19 protein-coding genes and 1 pseudogene are annotated in these 17,115 nt (G+C 69.2%); 11 read left to right on the forward strand and 9 right to left on the reverse strand.

Translation table 11 applies throughout. The annotated features are described in order from the left end of the window. Positions 1-132 precede the first annotated feature (132 nt). From IE317_RS42960 to IE317_RS42970, 3 genes are all read right to left on the reverse strand, one after another. Positions 133-1,200 carry a sodium:calcium antiporter gene (locus tag IE317_RS42960; RefSeq protein WP_191317107.1) on the reverse strand — a complete coding sequence of 356 codons (1,068 nt, stop codon included), beginning with the start codon at positions 1,198-1,200 and terminating at the stop codon, positions 133-135. Positions 1,201-1,819: 619 nt separating this feature from the next. Next, the gene (locus IE317_RS42965; protein WP_191317108.1) at positions 1,820-2,560 is read right to left on the reverse strand and encodes a GAF and ANTAR domain-containing protein; all 741 of its coding nucleotides are present in this window, start codon (positions 2,558-2,560) and stop codon (positions 1,820-1,822) included. An 805-nt stretch (positions 2,561-3,365) separates the two neighbouring features. Continuing rightward, positions 3,366-4,289 (reverse strand): NAD(P)/FAD-dependent oxidoreductase, encoded by a 924-nt coding sequence (locus IE317_RS42970; RefSeq protein WP_229903231.1) that lies wholly within the window; start codon positions 4,287-4,289, stop codon positions 3,366-3,368. A 529-nt stretch (positions 4,290-4,818) separates the two neighbouring features. Between IE317_RS42970 and IE317_RS42975 the strand changes: the two genes are divergently transcribed. From IE317_RS42975 to IE317_RS43005, 7 genes are all read left to right on the forward strand, one after another. After that, a complete protein-coding gene (locus IE317_RS42975) occupies positions 4,819-5,295 on the forward strand; it encodes a DUF4383 domain-containing protein (protein ID WP_191317110.1) in 477 nt (158 codons plus the stop codon). A gap of 321 nt (positions 5,296-5,616) precedes the next feature. After that, positions 5,617-6,339: a GAF and ANTAR domain-containing protein gene (locus IE317_RS42980; RefSeq protein ID WP_191317111.1), complete on the forward strand. Its 723-nt coding sequence runs from the start codon at positions 5,617-5,619 to the stop codon at positions 6,337-6,339. Between the two features lie 2 nt (positions 6,340-6,341). Further along, positions 6,342-7,790, forward strand: coding sequence for a PP2C family protein-serine/threonine phosphatase (locus IE317_RS45260; RefSeq protein WP_191317112.1), 1,449 nt, complete (start codon positions 6,342-6,344; stop codon positions 7,788-7,790). Positions 7,791-8,180: 390 nt separating this feature from the next. Then, entirely contained in the window at positions 8,181-9,026 is an 846-nt protein-coding gene (locus tag IE317_RS42990) for an MEDS domain-containing protein (RefSeq protein ID WP_229903230.1), read from the forward strand. Continuing rightward, positions 9,026-9,994 carry a sensor histidine kinase gene (locus tag IE317_RS42995; RefSeq protein WP_191317113.1) on the forward strand — a complete coding sequence of 323 codons (969 nt, stop codon included), beginning with the start codon at positions 9,026-9,028 and terminating at the stop codon, positions 9,992-9,994. The genes IE317_RS42990 and IE317_RS42995 overlap by 1 nt, the downstream gene beginning before the upstream one ends. 87 nt (positions 9,995-10,081) lie before the next feature. Then, positions 10,082-10,426 (forward strand): hypothetical protein, encoded by a 345-nt coding sequence (locus IE317_RS43000; RefSeq protein WP_191317114.1) that lies wholly within the window; start codon positions 10,082-10,084, stop codon positions 10,424-10,426. Positions 10,427-10,738: 312 nt separating this feature from the next. Further along, positions 10,739-11,635 carry an SDR family oxidoreductase gene (locus IE317_RS43005; RefSeq protein ID WP_191317115.1) on the forward strand — a complete coding sequence of 299 codons (897 nt, stop codon included), beginning with the start codon at positions 10,739-10,741 and terminating at the stop codon, positions 11,633-11,635. A 516-nt stretch (positions 11,636-12,151) separates the two neighbouring features. On the opposite strand, the gene IE317_RS43010 is transcribed toward IE317_RS43005, so the two are convergent. Both IE317_RS43010 and IE317_RS43015 read right to left on the reverse strand, forming a co-directional pair. Continuing rightward, on the reverse strand, positions 12,152-12,370 hold the full coding sequence (locus IE317_RS43010; protein ID WP_191317116.1) for a DUF2188 domain-containing protein: 219 nt from the start codon (positions 12,368-12,370) through the stop codon (positions 12,152-12,154). Positions 12,371-12,660: 290 nt separating this feature from the next. After that, a complete protein-coding gene (locus IE317_RS43015) occupies positions 12,661-13,461 on the reverse strand; it encodes an alpha/beta hydrolase (RefSeq protein WP_191317117.1) in 801 nt (266 codons plus the stop codon). Between the two features lie 23 nt (positions 13,462-13,484). Between IE317_RS43015 and IE317_RS43020 the strand changes: the two genes are divergently transcribed. Genes IE317_RS43020 through IE317_RS43030 form a run of 3 tightly spaced genes read left to right on the forward strand, consistent with a single transcriptional unit; the run spans position 13,485 to position 14,360 of the window. Continuing rightward, a complete protein-coding gene (locus IE317_RS43020) occupies positions 13,485-13,643 on the forward strand; it encodes a hypothetical protein (RefSeq protein ID WP_191317118.1) in 159 nt (52 codons plus the stop codon). A gap of 49 nt (positions 13,644-13,692) precedes the next feature. Then, positions 13,693-13,878 carry a hypothetical protein gene (locus IE317_RS43025; protein WP_191317119.1) on the forward strand — a complete coding sequence of 62 codons (186 nt, stop codon included), beginning with the start codon at positions 13,693-13,695 and terminating at the stop codon, positions 13,876-13,878. Further along, positions 13,875-14,360: a hypothetical protein gene (locus tag IE317_RS43030; RefSeq protein ID WP_191317120.1), complete on the forward strand. Its 486-nt coding sequence runs from the start codon at positions 13,875-13,877 to the stop codon at positions 14,358-14,360. The genes IE317_RS43025 and IE317_RS43030 overlap by 4 nt, the downstream gene beginning before the upstream one ends. A 366-nt stretch (positions 14,361-14,726) precedes the next feature. On the opposite strand, the gene IE317_RS43035 is transcribed toward IE317_RS43030, so the two are convergent. Next, positions 14,727-15,593, reverse strand: a complete 867-nt coding sequence (locus tag IE317_RS43035; RefSeq protein ID WP_191317121.1) for a manganese catalase family protein — start codon at positions 15,591-15,593, stop codon at positions 14,727-14,729. Positions 15,594-15,841: 248 nt separating this feature from the next. Here IE317_RS43035 and IE317_RS43040 point away from each other — a divergent pair, with 248 nt between their 5' ends. After that, positions 15,842-16,156, forward strand: a complete 315-nt coding sequence (locus tag IE317_RS43040) for a DUF3099 domain-containing protein (RefSeq protein WP_191317122.1) — start codon at positions 15,842-15,844, stop codon at positions 16,154-16,156. 84 nt (positions 16,157-16,240) lie between these two features. Here IE317_RS43040 and IE317_RS43045 read toward each other — a convergent pair whose 3' ends face one another. The 3 genes and pseudogenes from IE317_RS43045 to IE317_RS43055 all read right to left on the reverse strand — a co-directional run. Next, positions 16,241-16,534, reverse strand: a complete 294-nt coding sequence (locus tag IE317_RS43045) for a hypothetical protein (RefSeq protein ID WP_191317123.1) — start codon at positions 16,532-16,534, stop codon at positions 16,241-16,243. Beyond that, positions 16,535-16,861 (reverse strand): hypothetical protein, encoded by a 327-nt coding sequence (locus IE317_RS43050; RefSeq protein ID WP_191317124.1) that lies wholly within the window; start codon positions 16,859-16,861, stop codon positions 16,535-16,537. A gap of 11 nt (positions 16,862-16,872) precedes the next feature. Then, a pseudogene (locus IE317_RS43055) lies at positions 16,873-17,115 on the reverse strand (cytochrome ubiquinol oxidase subunit I); the annotation flags it as partial.

The following is a 17,115-nucleotide window of genomic DNA, read 5'->3' on the forward strand; positions in this document are numbered from 1 at the left end:
GTGATCACGACCGCGGCCACCCACAGCGCCGCGCCGAGAAAGAACATCCGCAGCCACGGCCGCGACCGCCGCGTGCCCTGTCCGGCCGGTGTCGTCGCACCCATCACGATCCTTCTTTCCTTCTCGGCCCGGTCATGACGTCGCGATCGCGAACAGACCACCGACGCCCGCCGCGTAGAGCACCAGGACGACGAAGGAGTCGATGCCGACGCCGGCGATGCGGCGGCGGGGACGGAACAGCAGCCCTGCGGCGTAGACGAGGGTGAGGAGCGCGGCCAGTGCGGTGAGGTAGATGTCGGTGTTCTCGGCGTGCGGCAGGATCGCCTGGCCGGAGATCAGGGTGCCGATCAGGAACAGCACCGGCAGGAAGGCGTTGCCGCCGAAGATGTCGCTCACCGCGAGCTGGTAGTCCCCGTTGCGGACCGAGGTGAGCCCGGTGGAGACCTCCGGCAGTGACGTGGCGGCGGCGAGGACGGTCGCGCCGAACAGCACCCCGGACAGGCCGATGTGGTCGGCGATGGCATCCCCGCTGCGCTCGAGGAACACCCCGGCGACCAGCGTGACCAACGCGGCTGCGCCGAACACCGCGGCGGACTTGGCCGTTCTGGTGCCCTTGCGGGCCGCCTGCTGCTCGACGTGGTGCCGGCGGTGGCCGCGGGGCCGCTCCTGCCCATCCGGGGCGTCGCCGTCCTCGTGCCACGGCAACGACCGCCCGGCCCGCTGCAGCAGCAGCAAGCCGGCCACCCACAGCACGGTGATCAGCACCGGCGCCGGTGTCAGCCGCCACACGATGAGGGAGGCGGGCAGCTGGGTGCCGGCGATCACGACGGCGAGCACGGCCACGACCAGCGCCGCCTCGAGCACCAGCACCAGCGACGCGGCCCGGTAGGTCAGCGGCTTCCCGCCGCGGACACCGAACCTGTCCAGCACCACCAGTACCACGGTCTGGATGGCGATGCCGCCGAGGATGTTCCCCACCGCGACACCGACGTTGCCCGCCGCCGACGCGGAGACGACGATCGCGATCTCGGGCAGGTTCGTCGCCACGGCGAGCAGGACCAAACCGCCGAGTGCGGAGCCCAGGTGCAGACGGGTGGCCAGCACGTCGGTCTGGTTGGACAGCGAAATGCCGGCGACCCAGATCGCCGCGGCCGCCGCCACGAAGATCAGCAGCAGCACCGCTAGCGGTAAGGATGACACGCATCGACCTCCACGCCATTGCCGAGGCGACCCATCCGCTGGCTCGCCGACACAGACCCATCGGGTATGCGGTCACCGAATACCCGCCCACCGACGACCCAATCGAAAGCGGATCTCGGGGTCGTCGCGGACCAATGTCTTGCTGTTGTTTGACCGAATCGTGCCGATCTGGCCATCGCGCTTTAGGTTTACTTTCCCTGCTCTTTAGTTGGGTTATACGCATAGTTGGCTTCGGTGACTGAGGCGTCGTCGGTACCTGAACGGCAGGACGCTGGTACGGAATTCACCGTGGCGCGTCGGCGGAACAGAACGGCACGTGAGAACTGTCGCGACACGGTGCCAATCACCGCGTCGTCCTGGAAGGATTTTCGTTGCGGTGCGGGTCGGTCACTACTCGAGCATAGGCATGCCCGTCGAAGACCTCAGTCGGTCCGAAGTGTGGTCAGGCGGGTGGGTGTAGCGGGAGGACGACGTCCAGGCCGAGCAGCGCGAGTTTCCGCCGTGCGGCCGCCGAGGGGATGACCTGCAAGGTGCGTCCCTCGCTGCGGATTCGCCACGCGTTACCGCCTGGATTGCCGGCATCTGCCGGATGGACCGGCGCCTCTGGGTGACCGCTTGGTCAGCTCTGGTCGTTGACGATGTTGGTGACGAACCGCTCGGCGACGTCTCGGAGTTTCACGTTCTGCTGCTGTGACTGCTTGACCAGCAGATCGAACGCCTGTTCGGCGCCGATGCGGTGCAGCGCCATGAGGATGCCTTTGGCCTGGTCGATCACCGCGCGGGAGTCCAGCGCGGTGGTCAGCTGGCCGATGGTCGCCTGAGCCGCGTGGTGGCGGTACGCGCTGCGCAGGGCGGCTTCGGCGGCGGTGGTGTAGAGCTGCAGCAGGGCGGCGTCGAGCGTGCCGAAGCCTTCGTTCCCGGTGCCGTGGAGGTTCAGCGACCCTTGGTACTGCTGGTCGATGAACAGTGGCGCCGACAAGGAGCTGCCCACGGTGACCTCGCCGGCAGCCGCGGCGAACGCGGGCCACCGCTGGGCGGCTTCGTGGACCTTCACGCGCTGGATCTGCCCGCTGCGGGCGGCTTCCAGGCATGGGCCCTCGCCGGCCTCGTACTGGGCCTGGTCGATGCGGCGGGCGGCGTCCGCGGTGGAGGTGGCGGTGTAGGGGGTGTCGTCGCGCAGGAGCGTGATGCTGCCCATCCCGGCGTCCGGGATGGCGTGGATGGCCTGCCGGCACACCCGTTGCAGGACGACAGTCAGATCTTCTTCCTGCCCGATGGTGCCGGTGAGCTGTTCGAGGGCACTGGTGACCTCGTCGACCCGCTGCGCGACACCTCGTTCGTCCAGCAGTTTTTCGCCCATCTGCGCCTTCTTCCACTTCGACGACTGCCCCACGAACAATACCCAGCACAAACGGGCGGCGACGCAAGACGCTGATGGGCCCGTGGGTCGCTGCCGACCTCGAGCTACGTGTGTCGAACCGCCGATGGCGGGGGCTGACCGAGAACGGCCTCGGGTATCCGGCAAGCCCCGCGACCGGCTGTGAGCCCGCGGCGCGACGCCTCGCCGAGCGGGCGCGCCCAAGTTGCATGGATTTCGGCGTTCAGTGCGATCACAGCAGGCGAGCAATCGCGGTCCGTTCCCGCAGTCACAACCACGTCGCCTACCGGTGGACGGCTCCACTGTCGACGGCCTGGTGGCGCAGTCGTTCCGTGGCTGGATCGCCATGCGCTCGAACGGCCCACCTCGTCATCACCCGCGGCGGGTGAGGTTAGCGGCCGAGCCTGAAGCGAGCCCATGACCGGGCCGCGGTGAGAGCTCTCCGCCGGAGCGGGAGCTGGTCTGCCCGGATCTTCGCGACTGCGGGATTGTGGCCGACCTCGTGAGGCGGGTGATGAGGAAGGCGGGATCGGTCACGTTACCCGCGGTGGTGGATGTCGAGGCATTCGCCGGGCCGTCGCCCGAACTCCTGCTCACCGCGTGTCGGGCACCGAGGCTGAGCTGGCCGGATCCGCGGTCGAGTCTCCCGAGGCTGCCTGCAAGTGCAACTCCACGGTCAGGGACGAGGGAGAGCGTGCGCTCTTCCGGTGAGAGGGACGGCCGCGGCCGGCGGTGTCAAGCCTCTTGACGGAGTCTGTCTGGTTCGGCGTCGAGGTCTGCCAGGCGCTCAATCGAGGGACTCGAGGAACAGTTCCTGGTTGATCGTTGTGGCAGCAACGAAGCCCATGGCTGCGGCCGACACGACGAAAGTCATCCCGGAAGGGCTCGACTCCCGGCGAGCCAAGTCGCCCACCGCGTAGATACCCGGCACGCTGGTCTTACCAGCGTCGTCCACGCGAACACTGTCGTCGTCCAACATGACGCATCCCAACTGCTCAGGTAACGCGCTCGCCTGGCGTGTCGTGGCATGCAGGAATACACCCGCACACCGCAACGGAGGGCCGTCCTGGAAGACCACCTGCTCCACGGCACCGTCACGCCCCTCCAGCCGGCACACCCTTTCGGTCCGTACCGACACGCCGCGCTTGCGTAATACGTCCTCGTCGTCGATGTCGCTCGTTCCGTTGGTGCACAAGGTGATTTTGGTGCTCCACTGCGTCAGCTGCGCGGCGAACATCGCGTCGGCACCGCCGCCGGTGGCCAGAACCGCCAAGGACTGATCCCGCATTTCCCAGGCATGGCAGTACGGACACCCCATGACGCCTCGACCCCATCGCTCGGCAACGCCCGGAATGTCCGGCAGATCCTCCTTCACTCCGGTCGCCAGCACGACTCGGCGAGCATCCACAGTCCGACCGTCATCGAACTCCACTGAAAACCGGCCTTGCCGGCCGCCGACTTCCCGAACATGTCCACTGCACACTTCGACGTCGGAGTATTCCGCCAATTGCTTGATGCCAGCCGAGCGGACCGCATCAGGGGCCATTCCGTCACAAGCGAGCATGCCGTGCACACCCGCAGCTGGAGAGTTGCGTCCAGCGCCACCGTCGATCAACAACGCCCTGCGCCGAGACCGACCCAGTACTGTCGCAGCGCTCAATCCACCCGGGCCGGCCCCAACGACCACCACGTCGTACTGAGAGCCCGTCATGTAGGTCACCCTTCCTGGGTCGTGTGCTGGTCTGACAGCGAGGACTGACCGAATTCCATGTGGACGCGCTTGTCACCCCACCGGTGATGCCGACGCGCTGCCTGACCGCCTGACAAACTTGCTGGATACTGCCGCATCGCTCTTGGCGGCCCGACTACCCGGTTCATGCGAGTCCAACCACGACTCGACGTCGTTCTGAATGACGTATGGCAACGCGTCACCCGGGTGACTCAGTCCGGAGGCTCTTCGCGGGGTGCGGTGCCGCTGTCGTCACCGGACCGGCGGGTATCCCACCGACGGCCGTTGTGAAACGCCGGTTTCGTTAAGGAGTGACCTGCCCTGGTGCCGGGGTGCCCTGCCTGTGGGAGAGCGTGATTCCAGCTGGCTGTGGACCCAGGTTGTCGGGTCTGTGTTCAAGACGAAATGTAAGTCACGCTTAGCGGCTCGACGCCGGGGTATTTCAGCCGCCGAAGTGCCGGCTGCCGGACGAACCCACCGGCCCTGTCGGTGACGCGTGAAAGGAAGAGGCATGTCAGCAACCACGCATTCGTACACACGCAGGCCCGTGCAACTCGCCGCGGCCGTTGTTTCGGTCGTCTTCCTGCTGGTCGGGGTGCTCGGTTTCATCCCAGGGGTGACGACCGATTACGATCAGCTGACCTTCGCCGGGCACAACTCGATGGCCATGTTGCTCGGTGTTTTCATGGTGTCGGTTCTGCACAACATCGTGCACCTGTTGTTCGGTGTCGTCGGTTTGGCCACGGCACGCACCGCGCGCGGCGCCAAGATGTTCCTCGTCGTCGGCGGCGCCGTCTATCTGGTGCTTTGGATCTACGGATTGGTCATCGATCACGGCAGCGATGCCAACTTCGTGCCCGTGAACACCGCGGACAACTGGCTTCATCTCGTCCTGGGCGTCGGCATGATCGCTCTCGGCCTGCTGACCGGTCGCGAAGCACGCGCCGGGTCGGGTCCCCAGGCCGCCCGCGGTCCCGGGCTTGGCTGACCACCCACGCGCCGCGTGGTTACCAGGGGCGTCGGCGGTCGCTCACCATGGCCCGCCGGCGCCTCGCTGCGTGGGCGGTCCCAGGCGGAGAAACACAGGAGGCAAGGCGTTGGCCGGCACGCGGCGGGGGTGGCTGGTCGCCAAGCCGCGCGAAAGCGGCGCGTGCTCATGTGGTCCATGACCGTGATAGCGCCGTCCGGGACGAACGGGACTACCGGTCCGGCCGCGCAGCCTTCGCCCTGGCGCAGGGGTAATGGGTCGCCGTGCGGGTAGTCCGGTCTGCGGAACCTTCGGACGTGCTGAGACCAAGAGGTGACGATGGTGGTTGCCGACCTGCCGCTGGCGGATGAACTGGCCGTGGTGGCGGCCCGGATGTCAGGGTTGCTCCTCTCCCGCGAGACGGTCCAATCGGCGCTGGACATCGTCGCGGTTTCGGCCGCCGAGGCGATCCGGGCGTCGAGCGGGGCCGGGGTGAGCCTGCTTGACGAGGAGGACGGGCGTACCACCGCGGCCGCCTCGGACGAGGTCGTGCGGCAGGCGGACGACCTGCAATATGCCCTGGGGGAGGGCCCTTGCCTGGCGGCGTGGGCCGGCCGTGCGCTGGTTCGCGTGGACGACGTGCTCACTGATCACCGGTGGCCGCGGTGGGGCCCGGCGGCCGCGGAGATCGAGATGCGATCGGCCGTGAGTGCTCCGTTGTTCGCGGGCGATGCCTGCTTGGGTGCGGTGAAGGTCTATGCGCGCGAACCCGGCGCGTTCTCCGCCCGCGACGAGCGCCTGCTCACGTTGTTCGCCGAGCAGGCAGGCATCCTCGTGGCCAACATGCGCTCTTACGAGGATGCCCGGCGGGTCAGCGCCCACTTCAGAGAGGTGCTGCGGAACCGGGATGTCCTCAACATGGCCAAGGGGGTGCTGATGGAACGGGAAAGTGTTTCGGAGGAGGTGGCGTTCGGCGTGCTGCTCGGACTGGCCGGATCGGATCGGCAGCAGGCCTCGGCGGTGGCGCTGTCCCTGCTGCGGCAGGCCGAGCAAGGAAGCCGGTGACCATGGCGGCCACCGAGGAGGAACAGCGGCGCCGGCTCGCCCGATGCTTCGGACGAGCCGAACTCTCGCTGGAAGAGCTGTGGTTGCGCTATTTCGCGTTGGGCGGCGACGTCGGCCTGCTCGAGATCGATGCGCACCTGAACGGCGTCATGTCACTCCCGCACCTGCAACGGGACGTGCTGGCGCACGTGGTGAACGAACGGCTGGACGAGCTGATCGGTCGTGATCGGGTGCCCTACAGCCGGCCGATTCGCCCGGGCCGTCCCGGGAACGGCCCCCTGGCCGCGCTGGTGGACCTGCTGGAGGGGGCACACCGGGCGCCGCCGGAACGGCTCCCGGCGATCATGGACGTGGCGGCCCGGGCCCTGGATCTACGGGTGGGCGTCTATCTGGCCGACTACGCCCAGCGCCTCCTCGTGCCGGTCCCCGGAGCGGACGGCGCCGAACGACAGTCGCTGGGGATCGACTCGACGCCGGCTGGTGAGGCTTTCCGGCGCGGCGAGGTGGCGGTCGACGGCGGACCGGACGGCCCGCGGTTGTGGGCGGTGCTGTTGGACGGGGTGGAACGGCTGGGCGTGCTGGAGGTGGTGCCCACCGACGGCACGGACCCGCACGACCCCCTCCTGCGTGAACAGTGCCGGTGGCTGGCCTACCTGTTCGGCCACCTGGTGACCATCACGACGCAGTACGGGGACGGACTGGACCGGGTCCGGCGGCGTGAGCACCGCGGTCTGGCCACGGAACTGCTGTGGTCGGCTCTTCCGCCGATGACGGGAGCGACGGACGCGGTGACCGTGGCGGCGGCCACGGAACCGGCGTACGACCTCGCGAGCGACGTGTTCGACTACGCCCTGTCGGAGACGTCGGTGTCGTTCACGGTGCTCGACACGGGTGCGCGCGAACCCGCCGCGGCGATCACCGCCGTCGTCGCCCTGTCGGCCTACCGCGCCGCGCGCCGCGACGGTAAAGATCTCCGTGCGCAGGTCCAAGCCGTCGACGAGGCGGCCCGGACGGTGGGAGTGGACCGGGGCGTCTGCGGGGTCGTCGGCCGGTTCGACCTGGCGACCGGCCGGCTCGCTTGTGTGATTGCCGGCCGCCCGGGTCCGCTGCTGCTGCGTGACGGCAAGGTGGCCGGGACGCTCGGAAAGGGGCACCTCGCGCGGTTCGGCGAGGACGGCCCGGAGCCGGTCCTGGCGGAGGAACAACTGCGGCCCGGTGACATCGTGGTGCTCTACACCGACGGCGTCCTCAACGCGCGTGACAGTCGCGGCGTGCCGCTGGGGCTGACGGGGTTCGTCGAGGTGCTGGAGCGTGAGGTCCCGGCCCGGGTGCTCCCGGAAGCCGCGCGCCGGATCACCCAGGCGGTGCAGGAGCACGGTGAGCTGATCGACGACGCGAGTGTCCTGCTCATCAGGCCGTTCAACGACGGAAGAGTGTCAGCGTGGTTCTGACCGGGGCATCGCCTGCGGGGTGGACCGCCCGATTCCCGATGATCGATGTTCCCTTTGAGGGGCCACGGCTCGCCAGGGCACTGCCGCGAGCCGGGAAGATTACGCCGAGCTGTCCCACAACGGGCTGATCGATGACAGCCAGCAGCCGGCGCTGGTGCGAACCGAACCCCAGGTCGATGATCGGCCGGCGCGGCGCAAACGGCGACCCCCACGTTGCCCGACAGGGACGCCGTGACGACGATGGCGATCTCCGGCAGGTTGGTGGCGACCGCCAGCAGGATCAGCCCGCCGAGTGCGGAACCCAGGTGCAGGCGGATCGACAACACGTCGGGTTGTTCCTCCCGCAGCTGATCGCAACGCACAGACGGGGCGGTCACGTAGCATCCGGATGTGCAGATACCGACCAAGCGGGCCGGCACGCCATCCCCGACGGCCCACGACCACGTGTGCTGGGGCTACCGGCGGCCGGCGGAGTTCGCTGCCGAGGCGCAGGAGTTCCTCGCCGAGGGCCTGGCCGCCGGCGAGCAGGTGCTCTACGTGGCCCCGGGAGCCAAGGACTTCCTCGAAGGGCAGTTGCGGTCGGCCGGGCGGTTCGACGAGGGCCTGCGGAGCGGCGCGGTCCAGGCGGCCTCGGTGGGTGGGACCTATACCACCGGCACCGTCGTCGACCCTGCCGGTCAGGTGCGGCTCTACGCCGCGGCGACCGAGGAGGCGCTGGCCGCCGGGTTCACCGGGTTCCGGGTGGCGGCTGACGCGACGTCCCTGGTGCGCACTCCTGCCCAGCTGGACGCCTTCGCCCGTTACGAGCACCTGGTCGACCGGTTCATGGCCACCCACCCGATGTCGGCGATGTGCGGCTACGACCTGGCCGAGCTCGGCGCCGACGCCGTCGCACAGCTCGCCTGCATGCACCCCCGCGCCCACGAGGTCGCGACACCGTTTCACCTGCACGGCCACGCGCGGGACGGCGGCGCCGCCGCGCTGGAGGGAGAACTGGACATGGAATCTCGTCGGCTGTGGCCACTGGCGTTGGAGCGTGCCGACCTGCGACCCGCGGCGGGGACGACCGTGATCGACGCCGCCGGGCTCGGCTTCATCGACCACCGCAGCCTGTCCGCGCTGGCCGACTACGCCGAGCGGCGCGGCACCGAGGTGGTCTTGAAAACGCGGTTGTCCACTCCGGCGCGCCTCCTGGAGCTGCTCGACCTGACCGGTGTCCGCGTGGAGCGCGTGTGATGAGCACCGAGCTGAAGACCGCTCAGCGGGGCTACGACCACGCCGCCATCCACTACGCCTCCGACGCTGACCTGCTCGCCGTCGTCGTGCCGTTCCTGACCGGCGGGCTGACCGCCGGTGAGCCGACCGTGGTGTCCTTGGCGCCGGAGCGGACCGAGCTGGTGCGCAAGGCCCTTCCCCCGTCCGCGAGCACGCAGTTCCTGTCCACCGACGACCTCTACGCCCGGCCCGCCGCCGCGATCAAGTCCTACCGCGACCTGATGGCCGGCTTGGTCGCCGACGGCGCTTCGGGCATCCGCATCGTCGGCGAGGTGCCGCCTGCCGCGATCGACACGTCCTGGGACTGGTGGGCCCGCTACGAGTCGGCGGTCAACCACGCCTACGACGAGTTCCCGCTGCGCAGCATGTGCGCCTACGACACCCGTACCACCCCACGGCACGTGCTCGACGACGTCGCCCGCACCCACCCCTTCCTCGCCACTCCTGACGGTGGGCACCGCATGAACGCCGAGTACGTCGACCCGCTGTCCTTCCTGGCCGAGCCGCGACCGATGGTGCCTCACCCGATCCAGCAGACCGGACCGCTGGTCGAGCTGACCGACCCCCAGCCCAGGGCTGCCCGCCGGGCCGTCATCGACTTCAACAAGACCGACCTACCCGCCGCCGAGATCGACGACCTCGTCCTCGCGGTCAGCGAGATCGTCGACAACGCGCTGCGGTACGGCCGTCCGCCGGTCCGGATGCGGATCTGGGCGGACCGCGAGTACATGGTCATCACCGTCCACGACACCGGCGATGGGCCCGGCGACCCGTTCGCCGGGCTGCTGCCCGCCGCCCGCGAGATCGGCGGACGCGGACTGTGGATCACACACCAGGTGTGCAGCCAGGTCGCTCTGCACCGCGACGACACCGGCTTCACCGTCCGTCTCACCGCGGGACGCCCCGGGTCTCGCCACCGGGCGCACTGACCCGCCTCCCCTGTTTGCTGTCGGGTTTCCCGGGTACCTACCGGCAAGTAGGAGTCGGGTGAGACACATCCGGCCGAAGGGAGAACCATGACCAGCGCAGCACGGCCGGCCGGACCCGTTCCGGGACAGCCCGTTCCAGCGAACGCGGCGCCCGCAGGCCCGCAGGCGAGAGACCTCGGCCCGGCGACGTCCGGACACGCCACCGGCGCAGAGACGAAGCCGGCTTTCAAGACGACCGAGTTCTTCGTTTTCCTGGCCGGTGTCGTGGCGATCGTGATCACCGCCCTGACGGTCGACGGTGACGCCAGCACCGGTGGTGACCCGTTCAACGCCGAACAAGCGTTGCGCTACATCACGTTCCTCGCCATCGGCTACATGATCAGCCGCGGCTTGGCCAAGGCCGGGGCTCGTCAGCGCGCCGACCGCCGCTGATCGATCCACGCCACCGGAGGACCGCTCCTTTCGCCGGAGCGGACATTCCGAGCTGAGCCCGGGAGCGTCAACCGCGCTCCCGGGCCCAGCGGGTCTGGGGGAGGCGTGCCCGGCGGCGTGAGACTGGCCTGGGCTGACCGGGGTGAAGGTGAGACTGTCGTCGGCGGTTCTGTTGGCCATGCGCGCCGCGTATCGAGCCGCACGGGCTCTCCACCCTCCGTCGGACACCGACCTGCGGAGGGCGAGCGGGGCCGCGGCTTGGACCTCGCCCCACCGGGTATAGCCCAACGGACGACTCCTCAGGAGGTAGATATGACGGAAGACCAGCACAGCCAGGAGACCGCGGAGCGGCACCCGGGCCCGGAGGAGCAGGAGGGGCAGGAGCAGCCGCACCCGGGTTCGGGGGAGGCGATGGACCCGGCGCCGGATCACGGTGAGGAGTCCTACCGCGGCAGCGGGCGGTTGGAAGGGCGCCGTGCGGTGATCACCGGCGGGGACTCCGGGATCGGCCGGGCGGTGGCGATCGCGTTCGCCCGGGAGGGCGCGGATCTGGTGCTGTCATACCTGGAGGAGGAGCAGGCCGATGCCGAGCGCACGGCGGAGCTGGTGCGCGAGGCGGGCCGGCGGGTGGTGCTGGTGCCCGGGGACATCCGCGACGAGCGGCACTGCACGAAGATCATCGACACGGCGGTGGCCGAGCTCGGCGGCATCGACGTGCTGGTGAACAACGCCGCCTACCAGATGGCCCAGGAGGAAGGCCTGCTCGCGATCTCCACCGAGCAGTTCGACCGGGTGCTGAAGACCAACTTGTACGCCATGTTTTGGCTGTGCAAGGCGGCCGTGCCGCACATGCCCCGGGGATCGGCGATCATCAACACCTCGTCGATCCAGGCGTTCCAGCCGTCGCCGGAGCTGCTGGACTACGCCACGACGAAGGCGGGGATCGCGAACTTCACCAAGGGGCTGGCGCAGGACCTGGCGGACAAGGGGATCCGGGTGAACTCGGTGGCGCCCGGTCCGATTTGGACACCGCTGATCCCGGCCACCATGCCCGAGGAAAAGGTGGACTCCTTCGGCGAGCAGACCCCGATGGGCCGGGCCGGGCAGCCGGCGGAGCTGGCTCCGGCGTTCGTGTTCTTCGCTTCCCCGGAGTCCAGCTACGTCACCGGTGAGGTCCTCGGCGTGACCGGCGGCCAGCCCCTGACCTGACCGGGTTCCGGCGAAGAAGAACCGCTTCCGCTCCGCGAAGGGTGGGGGACCCTGCGAGCGGAAGCGGTTGCCGAAGGCCGGTACGGGGGTCGCCTCTCGGCGGAGTGGCGTGCCCCGGCTCCGGGGTGAACCGGTGGTCCGGGAAGGCCGAAGGGGTGGCGCCCGGGCGACTTCGTGGCGCCACGGGATGTGCCGTACGCGCGGGATCGTTCGGCGTACTGGTGAGTAAAATTCCCGTTCGTCGCGGTCGATGGACATACGGAATTCGAAACTGGTGAAGATTGGCTGGGTGCTCCCGGAATCTTCGGGGCGAAGCGTCGGCGCGGCCACGCAGCTATAGGATCAACCACCCTCCCCATCACTTTAGCCGCTTTTCGCGGTTGACGGTGTCCCGAAAATTTACTCAGATGTGGACGGTCACGCCATCGCGTCGATACACCGTTCGCCCCGGTTTTCTTCCGCGACAGCGGGTAGGTGGCAGGCAGCGGAGGAAGGGATTCGGGAACCACTGACTGCTCAGCGCGCCGACGTGCGGGGCCGGAAGTTCTTTTCACTTTCGACTCCGCCGTTGCGGTCGTGGATGATGTGGCTGACGCGTCGTTTCCTGGCTGCCTGCCGACCGGCCAGCACGGCGTCGACCCGGTGCAGCGAGGCGTTGGAGGCGCGGACGCCGCCCTCGACCCGGTTCTTCCATTGACCATCTTCGAAGTAGGTGTGCAGGTCGCCTTCGGCCATGGGAAGCCCCTTCAACCAGCTGAGCGCGTGGGCGGGCGACGGCGTTTCGCGTCGAATCGGCCGGCGGCGCCCCTGACTGAGGGTGCCGCAACGCCGTGGTGCCCGAAAGCCCGGTGGCGGTGATCACGACGCGCGGGCTGGGGTTGAACCCGACGCCACGCCGAGGCGGACCACGCGGATCCGGCATCGGTGTGGCTGCATGCCTCACCGCTTCGCGGATACCCGGGATCGCCCGATCAAACCGTCGTGAAGCGAAGGCGACGCAGTCGCTGAGTCCGGCGGCTGAGGACCTATCGCACCTGGGCGAGGTCACGCTCGTCGTCGGTCTCGGCCCAGCTTGCCAGGACCGGTTCGATCGTGGAATACACGTCGGGGTCCAGGGGCAGGCCGAGGTGGGTGCTGCGGACCTCGGCGTGGGTAGCGCTGGGGTCGAGGGACGATTGCCACGGCACGATGGCGTCGCGGCGGGAGTACACCGACAGTGCGGGGACGTCGGGGGAGAGTGGGGCGGCGAGGCCGGCGACGTTGTCGTCGCGGCAACGGCCCGTGAGGCAGTCGGCGGTCAGGAGTCCGGGCAGTCCGGCGGCGGAGAGGCGGGCGAGCAGGTGGGCGGCGCCGAGGACGATGGGGTGGGCGCCCAGTGGGTCCACCACTGGTGAGCCCAGCATGATCAGCCCGCGTACGAGGTCGGGGCGGCGGGCGGCGGCCAGCCGGGCGAGGCCGCCGCCGCGGCTGTGCCCGAGCAGGACGACGCGGCCTCCGGTGTCGTGGACGTGTTCGGTGAGCTGCTGTTCGAGTCGGTCGACCAGTTCGCCGGTGCAGCCGATGTCGAAGCCGATGTCGGCGTTTCGCGGTGTGAATCCGCGTTTCTGGAGCCACCGGCGGGTCAGGGCGAGGCTGGGGGAGCCGGCGCAGAAGCCGGGGACGAGCAATACGCCGAGTCCGTGTCCGTGGTCTTCGCGCCCGGCGCGCCACACCGGGTGCCGGAGCAGGCGTGGCAGATCCCGCAGTGAGGTGTAGGCGTTTTCGCGGGTGAGCAGCCGCACGGCGCCCGCGGTGGCGGTGAACACGGACGCGGTTGACCGGAGCATGGCCCTCCTCAGGGTAGTGGCGCGTGGGTACCGCGCGACGGCGCGGAGAAAACTGTGTCGAATTCGACGGCGTCACATCGAGCAGCCGTTCGGACGACGACACGGTGCCCGTCGTGTTCGACGATCACGGCTACGAGACCCTGTCCGCGAACGGCTCGCTCACCGCCGTCGAGCGGGATTGACCGGAAGCTGCGCGGGTAGCCCGGGCGCGTGACGGACACCGATGGACCTGTGAACGACGAGACTGTGGCCACGCCCCACCGCCTGCTCTCGGCGGTGGAGCGGGCGCGGATCCTGGACGGGGCCGCCGAGGCCGTCGCGAAGCCGTTGCGGCGGTTCTTCGGCGGCCACCTTTCCTACGCCCCGGGCGCCGGGGCCTTCCGATGGCAGTTCGCGAACGAAGGCGGTGCGCGATGACCGACTACCTCGCCGTCTACCTGCGCGACCAGCTCGCCCTTGGAGTCACCTGGCGGGCGCTGGCGCGTCGTGCGCGCGACAACAACAAGGGCACCGAACTCGGCGAGGCGCTGAAGCAGGTCGCGAACGGGATCGCGGAGGACGTACGGACGTTCGAAGCGATCATGCGCACGCTCGGAGTCCGGCCCAACCGGGCCAAGGTCGTCTTGGCGGCGGCCGGGGAGCGGATCGGGCGGCTCAAGCGCAACGGCCGGTGGGTGTCGTATTCGCCGTTGAGCCGGTTCGTGGAGCTGGAGGGGCTCGCGATGGGCATCGAGGGCAAGAGGATCCTGTGGCACACGCTGGGCGAGCTGGCCGGGTTGCGGGAACGGCTGCCGGACACGGACTTCGACGAGCTGATCGCCCGCGCCGCCCGTCAGCGGCAAACCTTGGAGCCCTTCCGGCGCGAGGCCGGCATGCAGGCGTTCGCCGCGAAGAGCTGAGCTCCTCGCCGGCGAGTGCAGCCGCCACTCTTCGGCCGGGCGGGGCCCGCGGTGAGAGGGTCAGGTCTTGGTCCGGGACGTCGCGCGTCGAGCCGGCCGGACGGCCAGGACTCGTAGGACGCCGATCGTGAACGGTTCACCCAGGCAGTGGTGGTGTACGCCCCACAATTCGGCGTCGTGATTCGGGCCTCCACAGGTCCCGCAGGACCATCGCGTATTTCCGGCGGGCAGTGGCGATCCCGTCGACCATGGCGACCAGGTCGCGCGCCACCGCAGGAGTGCCCGCGGCCCCTCGGGCAAACGCGCAGCCCTCCGACCGGGGTGCGGGGCCGCCGTCCTCGGATGGCGGCCCCGCACCGAGGTGGGTCAGGTCAGCTTGTTCTTGGCCGCTTTGGCCTTGCCCTTCACAGTGCCCATGGCGTCCTGCAGCGGGGCGTAGGTGCCGTAGAGCGCCGGGTCGGGCTTCGGTGCGGTGCCGGGACCGCCGAGCGGTTGGGGGTCCATCAGGTATTCGATGCCGGCGTCGGTGGTCCAGCTGGTGCCCTTGGCGCCGTCGGGGCCGTCGGAGAGGTGCCAGATGGTGTGGTTGTGGTCCTGGTTCTCTTCGTCGAACAGCGCGCTCGGGGCGACGTCTTCCTCGAGGCCGTCGGCCTTGAGCTCTTCGATGGCGGCCAGCCACTGCTTCTGGTGGACGGTGTCGCGCGCCAGGTTGAACTGAAGCATCGCCTTGACGCCAGGGTCGTCGGTCATGTTGTACAGGCGGGCGGTCTGCAACCGGCCCTGCGCTTCGGCGGCGACGTTGGCCCGGAAGTCGGCGAGCAGGTTGCCGGAGGCGACGATGTATTTGCCGTTCCAGGGGTAGCCGTTGCTGTCGGCGGGCAAGGCGCCGCCGCCGCCGACGATGGCCTGCTGGACGTCCATCCCGCCGATCGTCGCGGCCATCACGGGGTCTTTGACGGCTTCGGCGGTGACGGTCGAGGGGGCACCTTCGAGCAGGCGGGCGACCATGGTGGCGAGCATTTCGACGTGCCCGATCTCCTCGGTGGCGGTGTCCATGATCAGGTCTTTGTACTTGCCTTCGATGCGGCAGTTCCAGCCTTGGAACAGGTACTGCATCGTCACGGTCATCTCACCGAAGGCGCCGCCGATGAGCTCCTGGAGCTTGCGGGCGTAGACGGCGTCCGGCTTTTCGGGCTTGGCTTCGAACTGCAGCTGCTTCGTGTGACGGAACACGATGATTCCTCCGTCGTCGCGGGGTGATTTCGCCGGCGGACCGGCATTGGGAAACGTTTTCCCGGTAAGCGGACCGTTAACCGCGGATGACGCACGTCACTCCCGGTAGGGCTATCGGGCTGGAACACCGGCCACGGTGCGGCGTTGTCAAAGGTGTCGGTACGGAGGTCACCAGTGAACACAATTCCGTTTGAGCCGAGGGGAAAGCGGTATGCGCTGGTCGCGCGCACCTTCGGGAAGGGACCACCATGACGACGACCGGAACGCCGGTGCTGATCACCCGGGCGGCCCCTTCCTACGACGACCAGCTCGCCCGGCGCAAGCGCAAGTACGTGCTCATGATGTCGTGCCGGATTCCCTGCCTCATCCTGGCCGCGGTCTTGCACGACACGTGGTGGCTCGCGCTGGCCGTCCTGGCCGTTTCGGTACCGCTGCCGTGGATGGCGGTGCTGATCGCGAACGACCGGCCGCCCCTCAAGTCCGAGAAGGCCAACAGCTACCACCGCGATCCCCAGCAGCTGGAAAGCCACCGGCACCCGGTCATCGGACCGTCGACGAGGTAGTACTCGACCGTGGATTGTCCCGCCGAGCGGCTGTAGGAGCCCTGGCCGCGCGGACCAGGGCGTGGAAAGTCTCTGTTCCGCATTTCACGGCCGTGGGTGCCGGCGCGTCCACGACCTGCGATCCCTGCGCTCACCGGTCGCGGCAGCGCAGCGATGGCACAGCGCCAGCTGCTGGTCGGTCGTGTCGGCGATCCAGCGTGCGTCCAACCACAACACGTGCGGGAAACGCCGCAACCCGGCCTTGTGCAACGGGATGCCGCACAGCGTCTGGTTGGTGCCGATCCGCCAGGCGTGCACGGACCCACGGGGCGCGCGCACGCCTTCGTCGTCGAGCCACTGGTCCGACGCGGCCACGGCCGGTTCGCTGCGTCCGGCCACTCAGGGCCGCCCGCGCCGGGGCGTCTGCCCGGCGACGCCATGCCGCAGCGGAGTGGTGCCCTCGGCCGCCGTCGCCTCACCGACGGATGAGCCGCCGGCACTGTCGCTCGACGGCGGTGCCGCCGCAGGATCACCCGGAGAGGGCTCGACGCCGTGCCGCAGCTCCTCGAGGCGGGCGTTCAGGATCTGCAGCACCGGCACGCGTGCGCCGTGCTCGCGCTCGTGGCTGAGCAGGGTGTTCAGCTGCTGTTCGTCCAGGGAGCGGATGCGGTGGCGCAGCGCGCCGAGCGGGGTCTGGTCGTAGTCGGGCAGGGGCAGTTCGGTCATGGTCTTTCCTCTCAGCGGCCGCGGGGGTCGTCGGTCTCGCCCTGGTCGTCGGGCTGGGTGGTGGCGGCGGCAACCTCGAACGGGTCCGCCGCGTCCTTCGGGTTTCCCTTGGTGATGTGGGCTTCGGCGCGCATCCGTTCGATCATGTGCGGGTAGTGCAGTTCGAACGCTGGCCGTTCCGAGCGGATGCGTGGCAGCTCGAGGAAGTTGTGCCGCGGTGGTGGGCTGGTGGTGGCCCACTCGAGGGAGTTGCC

This window comes from Amycolatopsis bullii (genome assembly GCF_014654205.1).
In the GTDB taxonomy this organism is placed as follows: domain Bacteria; phylum Actinomycetota; class Actinomycetes; order Mycobacteriales; family Pseudonocardiaceae; genus Amycolatopsis; species Amycolatopsis plumensis.